This window comes from Porifericola rhodea (assembly GCF_030506305.1).
Taxonomy (GTDB): domain Bacteria; phylum Bacteroidota; class Bacteroidia; order Cytophagales; family Cyclobacteriaceae; genus Catalinimonas; species Catalinimonas rhodea.
The window spans coordinates 3,759,360-3,774,611 of record NZ_CP119421.1 but is presented as its reverse complement, the minus strand read 5'-3'; the positions used below and the strand labels follow the sequence as shown (position 1 = coordinate 3,774,611).

Annotated in this window: 10 protein-coding genes and 1 pseudogene; 5 read left to right on the top strand and 6 right to left on the bottom strand. The window is 39.9% G+C overall.

The annotated features are described in order from the left end of the window. Positions 1-36: 36 nt before the first annotated feature. The 3 genes from PZB74_RS15550 to PZB74_RS15540 form a co-directional block, all read right to left on the bottom strand. A complete protein-coding gene (locus PZB74_RS15550) occupies positions 37-1,056 on the bottom strand; it encodes a FecR family protein (RefSeq protein WP_302237697.1) in 1,020 nt (339 codons plus the stop codon). An 88-nt stretch (positions 1,057-1,144) separates the two neighbouring features. After that, the gene (locus tag PZB74_RS15545) at positions 1,145-1,783 is read right to left on the bottom strand and encodes an RNA polymerase sigma factor (RefSeq protein WP_302237694.1); all 639 of its coding nucleotides are present in this window, start codon (positions 1,781-1,783) and stop codon (positions 1,145-1,147) included. Positions 1,784-2,051: 268 nt separating this feature from the next. Next, positions 2,052-3,065: a vWA domain-containing protein gene (locus PZB74_RS15540; protein WP_302237692.1), complete on the bottom strand. Its 1,014-nt coding sequence runs from the start codon at positions 3,063-3,065 to the stop codon at positions 2,052-2,054. A 566-nt stretch (positions 3,066-3,631) separates the two neighbouring features. Between PZB74_RS15540 and PZB74_RS15535 the strand changes: the two genes are divergently transcribed. Both PZB74_RS15535 and PZB74_RS15530 read left to right on the top strand, forming a co-directional pair. Then, a complete protein-coding gene (locus PZB74_RS15535) occupies positions 3,632-5,554 on the top strand; it encodes an ATP-binding protein (RefSeq protein WP_302237690.1) in 1,923 nt (640 codons plus the stop codon). A gap of 89 nt (positions 5,555-5,643) precedes the next feature. Continuing rightward, positions 5,644-6,669: pseudogene (locus PZB74_RS15530) on the top strand (IS481 family transposase); the annotation flags it as partial. Between the two features lie 317 nt (positions 6,670-6,986). On the opposite strand, the gene PZB74_RS15525 reads toward PZB74_RS15530, so the two are convergent. After that, a complete protein-coding gene (locus PZB74_RS15525) occupies positions 6,987-7,700 on the bottom strand; it encodes a YebC/PmpR family DNA-binding transcriptional regulator (protein ID WP_302237688.1) in 714 nt (237 codons plus the stop codon). A 110-nt stretch (positions 7,701-7,810) separates the two neighbouring features. Continuing rightward, positions 7,811-9,094 (bottom strand): metal-dependent hydrolase family protein, encoded by a 1,284-nt coding sequence (locus PZB74_RS15520; RefSeq protein WP_302237686.1) that lies wholly within the window; start codon positions 9,092-9,094, stop codon positions 7,811-7,813. A 263-nt stretch (positions 9,095-9,357) separates the two neighbouring features. Between PZB74_RS15520 and PZB74_RS15515 the strand changes: the two genes are divergently transcribed. Further along, positions 9,358-11,400, top strand: coding sequence for a transglutaminase family protein (locus PZB74_RS15515; protein ID WP_302237683.1), 2,043 nt, complete (start codon positions 9,358-9,360; stop codon positions 11,398-11,400). Beyond that, positions 11,400-13,310 carry a DUF3857 domain-containing protein gene (locus PZB74_RS15510; RefSeq protein WP_302237681.1) on the top strand — a complete coding sequence of 637 codons (1,911 nt, stop codon included), beginning with the start codon at positions 11,400-11,402 and terminating at the stop codon, positions 13,308-13,310. The genes PZB74_RS15515 and PZB74_RS15510 overlap by 1 nt, the downstream gene beginning before the upstream one ends. Positions 13,311-13,409: 99 nt before the next feature. Here PZB74_RS15510 and PZB74_RS15505 read toward each other — a convergent pair whose 3' ends face one another. Next, positions 13,410-13,574, bottom strand: a complete 165-nt coding sequence (locus PZB74_RS15505; protein ID WP_302237680.1) for a DUF1328 domain-containing protein — start codon at positions 13,572-13,574, stop codon at positions 13,410-13,412. Between the two features lie 300 nt (positions 13,575-13,874). Here PZB74_RS15505 and PZB74_RS15500 point away from each other — a divergent pair, with 300 nt between their 5' ends. Next, a complete protein-coding gene (locus tag PZB74_RS15500; RefSeq protein WP_302237678.1) occupies positions 13,875-15,140 on the top strand; it encodes a cation:proton antiporter in 1,266 nt (421 codons plus the stop codon). Positions 15,141-15,252: the final 112 nt, after the last annotated feature.

Below are 15,252 nucleotides of genomic sequence, written 5' to 3'. Positions count from 1 at the left end.
ATTTAATTAAGGTTGATAGTTTGTTGTGTTGACTTACTATGGGTTTTCATGTTGTATGTAGATTTGTTTGTTAACACGAATCACCTTGAGATCAAAACTTTCTGAAAGAGCTACCAACAATATAGAAATATCGTCGGCAGGACATGAACCTGTGAATTTGTAGTTCAACCACTGTTCTTCATCAACCTTCACTTCATAGCCATACGTGTCTTTCAGACGCTGGGCGATTTTGCGGATACTTTCATTTTCAAAAAATAGACGGTTATCTTTCCACGATGAGTAAACCTGTGGGTTTACCTGTTTTTTAATCAACTGCTTAGCGTCGGCAGTAGCCATTTCTCCCGGCTCCAGAAATACTATCTGCTCACCTTCGCTAATATTAGTTTTTTGTAGTTTGACTTTTCCTGTGTTAAGTACTACCTGAGTTTCTTCATGCCTGGACTGTACGTTAAAGGTGGTACCTAATACTTCTACTTCTAGTTGTGAAGTATGTACAATAAAGCGTCCATCAGCGGCATTTGGCTGCTTTACCACTTCAAAAAAAGCTTCACCTTCCAGCCACACTTCTCTGGGTTTCCCCTCTATCCAGCTTACAGGTACCTTTAGAGTAGAATTGGCATTAAGCTTAACTAGCGTACTGTCTGCCAGTAATATCTCCTGCTGCTCTGCAAAAGCCGTCTGGTAGTATTGGTAGGGATCTTTGACCATATTCTGCCATACTATATATGAGCCCGAAAGAATAATCATGACTGTGGCGGCAATAGAAATATAGAACCACAATACACTTTTATGCCCTGGCTTCCCCCCACCTTCATTTTTTATTCTATACATTACCTTAGCCTTCACTTCCAGCGTTTCTTCTTCGCTAGCCTCATCTACCTGAAACTGTAGAAATGTCAATATGCTTTTTGCCTGGGCAATGGTATCAGCCTTTTCTGGATGAGCTTCCAGCCAGCTCTCCCAAAATTCGTTACTCTTCGCATTTCCTTTTCTTACCCATTTTTTGAAGTAAGGGTCAGCGACAAAGTCTTCTAGATCATATTGCTCGTAATCCATAAGGCAATGGTATGATAGTGTTGCTACTTTAAGGAGACAGCAAGCAGCTAGATGCCCTCAGGAAAAAGAAAGAATTTTTAAAATAATTTTATACCCTACGTACAGAGGGTTTATAGAAGAGAAAAAACAATGGTAAAACAGAGTATAGGGTCAGACTATTGTCCATATCTCTGATACCCTCTTTTAGTACACCTATAGAACGATACACCAGCGTGCGGGCATACTTTACTTTTTTCATTTTCAGGATTTCGGCAATCTGTTCGTAGCTCATATTTTCATAAAACCTAAGGAAGATTGCTTCTTTCTGCCGAGGGCTTAGTTTCTGAAAAGCAGTAAGGAGCTTTGCCTGCTTCTGACTATCCAACTGATCCTGAATGATAGCATGTTCGTGAGAAAAAACTACCTCAAAATGGTAAGCGTTTGTGAGAGGCTCCAGCAATAACTGACTGGAAGATAGTTTGCGTATTATACGATGCCTGAATGATACATACAGGTAATTTTTTACCTGTTGTACATTACTTAAAGAGGCTCGGCGTACATATAGATCTACAAAGAAATCCTGTAGGCAATCTTTAACCAAAGCTCTTTCTGTACTAAACTGTAACCCATAACGAAATAGAAGAGGAAAGTATTTATCGTATAGGTGCTCAAAAGCCTCCTGTGAACCAGACTTCATCAAGTTCCAGTTCTTTACATCAGATGACTCGTTAGGTATGACTTTAAGCATAAAACAGTAGTGTTCATTTTTCTACCTACAGGTAGATCCTGGTATAGCGCTTAAAAATAATCAAGCAGTTAATATTTACACCTTTTTCAGATGTTACTAAAATATTAAGCTTTCCTGCAATACTTCCAGAATCTACTGATTTTTTTTCTATTGTCAAAGTTAGCCAGGCTTAATCGTAGCTCTGTTGGGTATACTGTTTACACGCTTTAAAGTCTGGTGTAATAAAACAGCCTGACTTTGTCAGGCTGTTTTATTGGTGTTTTGAGCTTTATTTTCTACGTGTCTGTATACTAAAGCGTAGCTTTACCGCTTTGTCTTCGGGTATCGCCTGCTGGTTTCTGGTATAGGTTAGCTTGTAAACATTGGCTATTCCACTAGAAAAATCTTCAAACACATGGGCGAGCTCGTCTACTGAGCGAGGGAAGGTAGATACCCCACCGTTTAAGGTTAGTTTGTTTAATACATCCTTATCTACACCACCTTTGCCATCCAGCCCAATGGTAAAGGTGATAATTTTTGAGCCCTCTGTACTCGCTTTTATCCTCTGCTCCAAATACTGGGGTGAGTACTCAGAATTAGAGTTATTATCGGTACCATCCGTAAATACTATAATAGCTTTAGCTTCGGCATTAGTTTCTTCCAGAGCAGTAAGCCCGGTATTCATAGCTTCGTATAATGTAGTAAACCTACCCTGCTCCAGCCCTTCAATGTAATTGGTAACGGAGGCCATATTGGAAGTAAGCGGAATCATGTTTACTTCATCAGCAAAGTCTACGACACCAACCTGCAACTGATTTGTTTCGCTGAAAATCTGGTTTACAAAATTGCTGGCATAGGTTTTTACTTTTTCAAAATCTTCACCTAAGGATTCGCTTCTGTCCAGTACCAGTACTACCGCCAGATCTTCTATGGTTTCGTATTCCATCCTAAACTCTACATCTTCCTTCCAGTCATTAAGAGCGTCACGGTATTCGTAAGCTGTAATATTGGTGATCTCGTAGTTGGTATTGCTGTTATCAATAATTCTAAAGTTATCTATCTCTACCTCCGTAAAGGTGTTGCCTACAGCATTGCCTCCAAATGTTTTATCAAAATCTATACGAATAGCATCGGAGGTATTTTGTTCATCCAGACGAATTTCAGGATTGTTTCCATCCGGATTCCAGAAATCTATTAGTAACTGAAAGTTGGAGCGAAGATCTGGTGCATCTTCACTTTTGTCACATGAGGCTAGCACACAGACTGCCAGCACACATAGTGAGCTGTTTACATACTTTTTCATAACTACCTTTGTTTTTATTCTACACCTTATTCATTACAGAAGCTTACAGTTCCTCTGCACATTTTTCTTTCAACGAGCTAATTTCCTGTATTAGTATGGCAGTCCTTACATATATGCAGGATTTGAAGATGCTTCATTAAATTTTGCAGATAGCAATCTATCATGATTAAATATAACTAAGTATTTAGACCTAACAACTTCCTTTAAAATTTAAAAAAATATTACGTCTGATTTTAATTATATTTTTTTGCAATTAGGGCTTATAAGCCTCAAAAAGTGCGATTGAGGCTTTTTGACACTGCCGTATCCATTCTATTCCAAACTTCATTTGGATTTTTGACTTCATTCTTATTTCCAATTTTTGAATAATTACTGCTTAGGTACATCATTCAGCTCAATTACAAGTAACATAAATTAAAAAAATACAATTATTCAGGAGGCTTTTGCGTATTTTATGAGAGATGTATTAATAAAGACCGAGTAGACATGTAGTGTCGTTTAACATCAGCTTCATGTATTCATATTTCAACTATATAATTTTATGGGTTAGAGTAAGTATGCTTCTTATGCTAATACTTACTCAGGTTACTGACTCAAGTGGTCAGGATGCCCAGAACTCCTATGCTTCGGAAGATCTCAAAAAAATGCCGGAGGATAGTAACAAAGTAATCTTTTTACACCAGATCGCGAACAGGCTTATTTATACCCAGCCTGATCTTTCTATAGCATATTCTAAACAGGCAGATTCACTTGCCCAGGCTTTGGGTTTTACTAAAGGACAGGCTCTGGCTCTTAACAGTATGGGAAATGCCAACTGGTGCAAGGGCAACCTTAAAGAAGGTTTGTCTTTATACCTGGAGTCCAAAGAGATTGCCGAACAAATAGGCGATCAGAATCTGGTTGCCAGAAACATTGGCAGTATGGGCTTAATTTACAGATCTGCAGCAGACTACGAAGCAGCGCTTGCTGCCTACCGCGCAGCTCTTCCCATGTTTTTTAGTCTTAAGAACATGGAACGCATTGCTGTTACCTATAATAATATGGGTAAGTGCTATATGGAAAAAGGGGAATTAGACTCTGCCATACATTTTTATGAACTCTCTCAACCGCTAGCTAAAGTACACCGCCCAAATATGGTTCCGGGCCTAACTTTTAATTATGCTGATGCATTGTTCAGGAAAAAGGACCTTCCGGCAGCTGAAACCCTACTGGAAAAAAGCTTACAATCTGCCAGAAAGTTTGATGATACCCGTACCATTATCAGGGGTAAGCAACTTCTTTCAGAGATTATGCTGATGAAAAACGAAATTGATAAGGCTGAGGTTTTGGCACATCAAGCGGTACAGGCAGCAGAACCTACTGATGTTAAGGAGTTAATTTACAAATCGTACGCTACTTTGGCTAATGTGTACAATGCCAAAAAAGATTTTCAGAACGCTTATCGTTACCTGAACCTCTACAACCAATATAAAGACAGCATTCAAAGTGAAGGCACGCAGGAAAAACTGGATTTTCTGGTATTTGAACAGCAGCGCAGAGAAATTGAGATGCTGACCAAAGAAAAAGAAATGGAGCAGCATATACGTGAGAAACAGAGGTATCTGATCTATGCGCTCTTAGGCCTGGTTGTATTAATTGCGGTATTGGCCTTTGTACTGTATCGCAGTAGTAGAAGTATGTCATTTGCTAATAACTTACTCAAAAGAAAGAATGACGAAGTAAAGCAGCAGAAAGAAGAAATAACGGCACAAGCTGACAAGTTACAGAGGCTAAACCACCTAAAAGACAAGCTTTTTTCTATTATTTCACATGATTTGCGTAGTCCGTTAAATACCTTATTTGGCAGCCTGAGTCTCATACAAAATGGACTCATAAAGAAAGAAGAATTTGACTACATGCTTTCTGAGATACTAAAGAACGTTAACTATACTACCAGTTTATTGGATAACCTTCTACACTGGGCTAAAACGCAGCTAGAGGGTTCAGATATTAATAAAGAGAAAGTAAACCTGAAAAGACTGGCTAGTATCAAGGTAGAGCTTTTACAAAATCAGGCTCAGCACAAAAATGTTCAGTTAGTAAACAAGATTAACGAAAATACCTATGTTTATGCCGATGAAGTGATGATTCAGATTGTAATACAGAATTTACTTTCTAACGCTATTAAGTTTTGTAAACCCAATGATGAAATTTATTTAGAGGTGACGCCCCAGGGTGATCAGGTCATATTTAGTGTAAAAGATACTGGCTTGGGGATGAAAGAGGAGACACTGAACAAACTCTTTAAAGAAAGTAGTTTTAATAGTACTACAGGTACTGCTAATGAAAAGGGTACCGGATTGGGCCTACTCTTATGTAAAGATTTTGTCGAGAAAAATGGGGGTACAATCTGGGCCGAAAGCGCAGAAGGACAAGGAAGTACATTCTATTTTTCTTTACCTGTATTCCACGAGGCAGAGGTAAAAAAAGCCCTAGCTAGCCTGAACTAAAGTAAACTGAAATAGTCAAGACATAATCTGACAGTTTAGGTAAATTGAGATTGACGAGATCATTTCATTTACTTAAACCCGATTACATCATGACTACCGAAGACAAAGTTATTAAGAACAAATTAGGATTACTAAACCTGGCTGAGATGCTAGGCAATGTATCTCAAGCCTGTAAGGTGATGGGCTACAGTAGAGATTCTTTCTACCGCTTTAAAGAGCTCTACGAACAAGGCGGTAGCGCGGCTCTGCAAGAGATGAGCCGCAAGAAGCCTAATGCTAAGAACCGCGTAGCGGCATCCGTTGAACAGGCAGTAGTCGAGCTGGCCATTGAACAACCGGCCTTGGGGCAGGTACGCGTTTCCAACGAGCTGAAGAAGAACCACGTTTTCATCTCCCCCGGTGGGGTTCGCTCAGTGTGGTTGCGTCATCAGCTAGAGACTTTTCCCAAACGCTTGAAAGCATTAGAAGCCAAAGTAGCCCAAGAAGGACTCATTCTCACTGAGGCACAACTGGCGGCGATGGAAAAAGCTAAAGAAGAGAAAGTAGCCCATGGGGAAATAGAAACGTATCACCCTGGCTACTTAGGATCGCAGGACACCTACTACGTAGGCTATATCAAAGGGGTAGGCAAAATCTATCAGCAGACCTTTGTAGATACTTACACCAAGGTAGCCCACGCTAAGCTCTATGATCGTAAGAACGCCCTGGTAGCGGCTGATCTGCTCAATGATCGCGTTGTTCCTTTCTACGAGCAGTATGAGATTCCATTGTTGCGCATCTTAACGGATCGGGGTAGTGAGTACTGCGGTAATCGCGAGCATCACGAGTACCAGTTGTACTTAGCCATAGAGGATGTAGATCACAGCAAAACCAAAGCGAAGAGTCCACAAACCAATGGTATCTGTGAACGATTACACCGCACCATGCAGAACGAATTCTATTCAGTAGCCTTTCGTAAAAAGGTCTACAAAACGCTGGAAGAGTTACAACAGGATTTGGACCTGTGGCTTAACTATTATAATGAGCAAAGAACTCACAGCGGGAAGCATTGCAATGGTAGGACCCCAATGCAAACTTGGCAAGAAGATTTACATCTGACAAAGGAGAAAATGTTACAAACTCATCATCAGAATTTTATACCTTTACTAGTGTCAGACGAAGCGGAAGCGGGCCCTGATGGCGAGCAACCCGCCAGGAATAGTCTGACTGACTGGAATGGTCAAGGGGCTCTGAGGAGACCCTCCCAAAAAGCTCAACATTCCAAGAATCAGATGCCTTAGAAGCGCATCTCATAGGCCTCGACTGTCAGAGGTAATCTTGACTATTACAAGTAAACAAACTCATTTCTATGATCCAGAGATAATAAATTTTACCGAAGATAAAAAAGCACGATTCTCATCGTGCTTTTTACTTATGATTCTATTGCTTAACGCTATGCTATATTGGTATATACAGCCTGAACGTCGTCATCATCTTCAAGCTTATCTATTAACTTTTCTATATCTTCCATCTGCTCCTCTGTAAACTCCACCTCATTATTAGGGAAGCGTTTGAGTGTTGCACTGCTTACTTCTATTTCCTTTTCTTCAAAAGCTTGTGAGAGCGCTCCAAAGTTGGTATAGTCCGCATAAGCGTATGATTTACCTTCCTCACCTTCTTCTATTTCTTCCAGACCAGCATCTATCAACTCCAGTTCCAGTTCCTCTATATCCATACCTTCCGGCATTTCAAACTCAAATACTGCTTTACGATTAAACATAAACTCTAAAGAGCCGGTTGGCACCAGGCTTCCGCCCGATTTATTGAAATATGACTTTACGTTAGCAACTGTGCGCGTAGTATTATCTGTAGCACATTCAACAAATACCAATACGCCATGTGGGCCTTTACCTTCGTAATTAACTTCTACATAGTCTTGAGCGTCTTTGCCTGAAGCTCTTTTAATAGCCGCTTCAATATTGTCTTTGGGCATGTTTTGCCCCTTGGCATTCTGAATAGCGGTACGAAGTTTAGCATTCATATCAGGGTCAGGACCGCTTTCTTTTGCGGCTACTGTGATAGCTTTAGCTAACTTAGGAAACACTTTTGACATTTTGTCCCAGCGTTTCTCTTTGGCTGCTCTTCGGTATTCAAATGCTCTTCCCATAATAAATTTGATTTATATCTTATCTGCCTGACAGGCTTATTTTTTGCGCGCTAAAATACCAAACTAAGGTTAAATAGATAGGTATTTAAGCAAAATAAATTGAGTTCACTCTACTCGTTTTTGTACACTTTTCCCTCTTTCATCACAAAGTCTACCTGTTCCAACAGGCTGATATCTTCAAGAGGGTTACCTTTTACTGCCACAATATCTGCCACTTTACCTTCCTCTAGCGATCCCAGCTCATCTTCCATTTCCAGAACCTGCGCAGCAGTGACTGTTGCGGATTGTATTGCCTCCATTGCTGGCATTCCTGCTTCTACCATATACATAAACTCTTTGGCGTTTTTGCCATGGGCAAACACGCCAGCATCTGTACCAAAAGCTATTTTCACCCCTCTGTTATAGGCTTTAGCAAAGGTTTTCTGAATCTGCGGGCCAATCTCTAAAGCTTTAGGAACTATAATAGCCGGATAATAACCTCTGATTTTGGCGGAGTCTGCTACTGAACGCCCGGCAGTAAGCGTAGGCACCAGGTAAGTACCTTTTTCTATCATCAAATCCATTACTTCCTCATCCATAAGAGTGCCATGTTCTATAGTTGTAATTCCTGCGGCTACCGCTCTTTTCATCCCTGCTGCGCCATGAGCATGAGCAGCAGTATGCATTCCATAATCATGAGCAGTTTCTACAATAACGCGTAATTCATCATCTGTAAATTGTGGGCCAGAGCCATCTTTAGCATAACTTAGTACTCCACCGGTTGCAGTAATCTTGATCATATCAGATCCTTCCTTGTATCGCTGCCTTACTGCTTTGCAGGCGTCATCCGGACCGTTTACTACACCTTCTTTAGGGCCTGGGTCTCCCATCAGGTCTTTTCTTAAGCCATTAGTTGGGTCGGCATGGCCACCAGTAGTAGCAATAGATTTACCTGCCGTATAAATACGGGGGCCCACCACAAAGCCACGGTTAATGGCATTGCGTAAGGAGATGTTCACACCATTACCTCCTACATCTCTTACTGTCGTAAAGCCAGCCAAGAGGGTAGTTCTAGCATATTGGGTAGCTTCTAAGGCTATATCCGCATCATTCAGACGAAAGCCTTTAGAATAATTATCTCTGCTGCTTTGGTTCTGTAAATGCACATGCAAATCTATAAAGCCTGGCATCACCGTTTTGTCCTTCAGGTCAATTACCTCAGCTCCGGCATCGGGCTCTGGATATCCTTTTACTATGCTCTTAATCTTATCACCTTCAATAATAAGCGTAAGCTCATTTTGTATTTTTTCCTGTTTACCATCTATCAGGCTACCGCAGTATATGTAAGATTGCTGAGCCAGTAAAGAAGAGTTGCATACTATGCTTAGCAAAAGTAGAAGTGTAAATTTTCTCATACTTAGGGTTGGTTAAAGCTTACAATATAAGTGTATCCTTACATGAATACAATCTCAGCGTATGTACTCAGCACCAAACAGTACATGCGCATGAATGTAACTCTCAAAGCGGATATGTTCACAAAATCACCTTTGTGAAAGCCTATGAGCTATTCACACCACTTGTTATAATAATTATATTATTTTTTTTATTAAAATTTTCATTATTTAATTATAAATGTAATATTTGTATGAATATTACACTTTTATACAGCTATCCTACTATGAACAAACTACTTTACCTAATCCTGACTTGCTTCTGTTGCACTATTTACCCCTTATATGCACAGGAAGAACCCTCAAAGTTTGGGAAAATCAGTAAAGATGAATTAGAGATGCAAATTTATACGCCAGACAGTACTGCCGCCGCTGTAGTATTATGCGATATAGGCTCTACCCGGTTTAAGTACAATCAAAGCTCAGGCATACAGCTGGAATTTAGAAGGAGAACGAGAATTAAAATATTGAAAAACGAAGGCTATACATGGGCCGACGCGCAAATTCCTCTCTATAAATCTGGTAAAAATAAAGAAGTAATTTCTACGCTAAAGGGCTATACCTACAATCTTATTGACGGCAAGGTAGAAAAGGAAAAACTTAAAAAAGATGGTGAGTTTACAGAAGCATATAATGACAATCTAGACCTTTACAAGTTTACAATGCCCGCAGTCAAAACCGGTTCTGTAATAGAATACGAATATGTAATTGTTTCTGATTTTCTCTATAATTTCCAGGACTGGCATTTTCAGAGTAGCATTCCAGTCATCTGGAGCGAATATAATGTCGCCATTCCTGAGTACTTTAAGTATCAGCAGTTTACGCGCGGCTACTATCCATTAAGCATACACGAAACCGGAAGCCGCTCCGGAAGCTTTAATTTTACGACAAAAAACAGGGTAGAGAACAACCGTACTGTAAAGACAGACTACAGCAATCACAACCTGAAATTTATTGAGTTTACTGAAAGGTTTGTCGCCAAAGATGTGCCTGCGCTGGTAGAGGAACCCTACATCACTACCATGGAGGATTATGTCATGAAAATATCATTTGAGCTCGCCAGTATCAGTATTCCTGGACAAGCTACAGAGATATATGCGACCACCTGGGAAAACATAGACAAGGATTTATTAAAAGCAGAACATTTTGGGCAGATCATTCAAAAGAAGGGTGCGCTAAAGAAGCAGGCAGAAGCTCTCGTAGGCACAGAAACGGACCCTGCCAAAAAGCTTGCGATCCTGTACAGCTATATGAGAGATCACGTTAGCTGGAATGGTAATGAACGCCTGTACGCCAATCAGTCGGCAATAAGAACATTGGAAGAGAAGAGCGGTAATGCCGCAGATATCAACCTGACGCTTATTGCTATGCTTAGAGCGGTTGGGCTTGAGGCAAACCCTGTAGCACTTAGTACAAGATCTCACGGCATGATGATTCCCTCCTACCCTATGCTGAATCAGTACAATTATGTAATTGCGCATGTTCAGGTAGATAATAATGAATTACTTCTGGACGCTACTGAACCTAACTGTCCTCATAATCTGCTGCCTGTTCGTTGCCTAAACAATCAGGGAAGACTTATTGCCGAAGATGGAAAAGCCCGTTGGATTAATCTGGATAAGCAGAAAAAATCACCATCTCAAAAGATGGTTGTTGCCTATGCATCTTTCAACGAAGAGCAACAATTAGATATTAAACTAAGCTTGGGGTCTTATGGATATGAAGCACTCAACCTTAGAAAAAATTACTACCAGAAAGTAGAAGAAAGGCAAAAAGCCCTGGAAGAAAAAAACAGTCATTGGCAGGTCAAAAACTACAGTTCTTCGCAATGGTCAGATATTTACGAGCCGGTAAAAGAAGAGCTAGAGTTAAGCTCAAAAGATATTGTACAGACCGGTAAGCTCATATACATTAATCCTATGATTGCGGACCGCATTAGCGAAAACCCTTTTAAACTAAATGAACGCACGTACCCGGTAGATTACGCGCACCCCAACGCTAAGATGTACATGCTTAACCTTCAGCTACCTGAAGGCTACGAAGTGGAAGAGTTACCCGAAGCCATTTCTGTAGTGCTACCAGAAAACAGTGCCCACTTTACCTATCAGGCCAAGCAGATGGGCAATATTATACAATTAGTGAGTAAGCTGGAGATTAATAAAAGTAGGTTTCTGGCACAGGAATACACACACCTCCGGGAGTTTTATAACATCATAGTATCAAAACAGGCTGAGCAGCTTGTATTGCGAAAAACTATAAAATCTGAATAATGAGAAAACATATTCTAATAATTCTTATGGTACTGTTAGGCAGCAGTATGGCATTTGCTGCCAGCGTACCTCGTTACGCTTTCCATAAAGTAGACGAGCAACTCACTCATAAATCTGATGCTATCTTAAGGTATGAAGAGAAATCATTTATTGTAGAATCTAAAAGTAAAGGTACCTTAAAGGTACGTAAAGCCATTACTATTCTTAATCATTACGGAGATCGTTTTGCTCCGCTCTTTATCTATTATGACCCTCAACGTAAGGTAAAAAACATAGATTATGTGGTATATGATGAAAATGGTAAAGAAATAAAAAAAGCTAAAAACAGCGAGATAGAAGATAATAGCGCTCACTCTGCAGGCTCTCTCTATGATGACTATCGTCTTAAGTTTTATGAGTACAACAGTAGCAAATACCCTTATACAGTAGAATATAGCTACGAAATAGAGTTTAAAGGACTTTTTTATTATCCAAGTTGGAGTCCGGTAAGTGGCCGCAACCTGGCGGTGGAAGAGTCAAACTTTAGTGTTACTGTTCCTAAAGACCTGGGGGTACGCTACAAAGCTGTCAATTTTGAAGGTGAGACTAAAATGAGCAATGCTAATAATGAAAAAACTTATAGCTGGCAACTTACAAACTACTATGCTCAGGAAAAGGAGCCTCTTAGCCCTGAGTTTGCAGAAATACTTCCTTCTATTCACCTGGCTCCCAATGATTTTGAATACGAAGGCTATGCTGGTAATATGGAAAGCTGGAAAAGTTTTGGTCAGTGGATCAACAAGCTTAACAAAGGACGTGATGATCTGCCCTTAGCAACTCAGGCTGAAGTAAGAGCCCTGGTGCAAGGTATTGAAGATGAAAAGGAGAAAATAAAAAAAGTGTATGAGTATATGCAATCCAAAACCCGATATGTAAGCATACAGCTGGGTATTGGAGGATACCAGCCTTTTCCTGCCAGTGTGGTAGACGAAATGGGTTACGGAGACTGTAAGGCACTTACTAATTATACCCAGTCGCTGCTCAAAGCAATAGGTATAGAGTCGTACTACACCCTGATAAGAGCAGGAGAAGATGCTACACCTATTTTTACTGATTTTCCCAGCACACAGTTTAACCATGCTATACTCTGTGTACCCGTGGCTCAGGACACCATCTGGCTGGAGTGCACCGACCAGAACAATCCCTTCGGCTATCTGGGCTACTTTACCAGCGATAGAGATGTACTGATTGTGGATAAAGAGGGAGGAAAAATTGCTCATACTACTAGCTACTCTCAAGAAGAAAACCAGCAAAGCAGAAAGGTAGTAATTACCCTGAACGAAGAAGGACACGGAGATGCCCAGATTAGAACTGTGTACCAGGGTTTGCAGTACGCGCATATCAGCCCAATACTTCGGTACCCTAAAAATGAGCAGGAAAAAATTATTTACCAAAAAACATCTATTCCTAACTTCACTTTGCTTAACCACCATTACGAAGTTAAGGAGCGTGCTAACCCTACGATAGAGGAGCGTCTGGAAGTAAAACTAGAAAAGTACGCTCAACTTAGCAGCAAGCGCTTTTTCTTTACTCCTAACTTGTTAAACCAGATGGACGGTACGCCACCTCAACTGAAGGAGAGGAAAAATGAAGTGGTTGTTGAAACTGCTTTTATTGATACTGACTCCATCACCTTTCTGATACCAGAGAGTATGCATCCAGAATATATACCAGAGCCCACTCATATCAAAAATGAGTTTGGAGAGTACTCTTTAAGTTTTGAGCAGGAACAGGGAAAAATAGTGTTTGTGAGAAAATTTAAAACTCAGAAAGGACACTTTCCGGCAGAAGCCTACGATGAGCTGGTAAAATTTTATGAAAGAATAGCGCAGAAAGACGCGCAGAAAATCGTACTCAGAAAATCTACCTGAGCAAATAATTTGGATGTAATAGAGTGATTGATTGAAGGCTTAATTATAAGCAAAAGGAAAACCCTGAATCCTATGGATTTCAGGGTTTTTTCATATGAGTTATTTCCGTCTTACAAATCCCATGATCAGTGAGATGGCAAAAAGAACCAAAAATACAAAAAACAAAATCTTAGCGATTTCTGCGGCTCCAGCTGCTATACCTCCAAATCCAAGTACAGCGGCTATCAGAGCGATGACTAAAAAAATTACTGTCCATTTAAGCATAACAATGGTTTTAGGTTAAAAAGATATTAATAACTAATCAAATAGCTTTCCGCAATTTATAATTTACTGTTTCACAGATTATTAGGATTATATCGCTATAAAATATTGGGGAAGAGCATTAACATTTTGTTTCTGTTTATGTAGAAATAAATGCACGGTTACACACAAGGCAGAGCGAATATCGCTCAACACTTAACAGCAGTAATTATTCAAAATGCCTTACGTACTTTGTTTTTAATGCGCTACACTTATTTTTATTGATATTTTTGCTATTGAATGATTCACCATTAAAAATATTGCATGGACATTTTTACTATCATTACCCTACTTGTAGTTATCTCTTCCATTTTTGGCTACATCAATGTTCGTTTTTTTAAGCTTCCCACTACTATTGGCCTGATGATTATGGCCATTATTCTTACACTTCTGATTTTGTTAGGCGGAACCTTCAATCAAAAAATTATCAGTATTGCTGAAAATACGATAAACCAGATAGATTTTAGTGATCTTATACTAGATGTACTCTTAAGCTTTTTGCTGTTTGCCGGAGCCCTGCATACAGATTGGGAAAAACTAAAAGAACAGGGAGTTCCTATCCTTATTCTTGCCACAGTAGGTGTGCTTACGTCTACTTTTCTGGTAGGTACTGCCTTCTTTTACGTTACCAATTACCTTATCGGGTATCAGATAGCATTTATTCACTGCTTACTTTTTGGTGCACTCATCTCCCCTACCGACCCTATCGCTGTGCTCGGTATCCTTAAAAGTATTGGGGTACCCAAACAACTGGAAATTAAATTTGTAGGCGAATCTTTATTTAACGATGGTGTAGGGGTTGTCATTTTTCTAACTCTATTCAATATCGCAAATAAAGGTATAGACAATGTAGGAGCCTCTGAGATTGCAATACTATTTGCAGAAGAAGTAATTGGAGGTATAGGCTTAGGACTGGCTTTAGGTTACCTTACTTTTCATCTGACGCGAACTATTGATCATTACGAAACTGAGGTGATGATCACCTTAGCCATAGTAATGGGTGGGTATTTGTTAGCTAGCAGCCTGCATTTCTCAGGCCCTCTGGCAGTCGTTGTAGCCGGTTTGTTTATTGGAAACAGTGCCCGACAAACCTCCATGTCTGAGACTACTCGCGTATACCTGGATCGTTTCTGGGAGCTGATAGATGTGTTCTTAAATGCTGTCTTGTTCGTTTTGATTGGTCTTGAGCTTCTGATTATTTCTTACGAAGGTCAATACCTGATTGCTGGTCTGGTAGCTATAGTCATAGTGCTGCTATCGCGCTACCTTGTTCTGAAAGCACCTATTGCATTCTTTAGTAAGCGCTTGGAGTTTGTACCTCATACTGACCTCATTATGAGTTGGGGAGGATTAAGAGGAGGAATCTCTATTGCACTAGCTCTATCTTTAGCTGAAGATATGAACCGCGAATTTCTGCTCACAGTGACTTATGTAGTAGTAGTATTCTCCATTATAGTTCAAGGTTTAACTGTTGAAAAATTAATCAAAAGATTGGGTGTAAGCCTGGTAAAAGATAAAGACTCGCATTAGTCTGATTTTACACAATTTATCCTCCTCACTAAATTTTGCGGATGAGCCTATAAAACAAAAAGCTGTACTTCTTTTGAACATAGAGAAGTACAGCTTAATTTTTGTCTGCTTG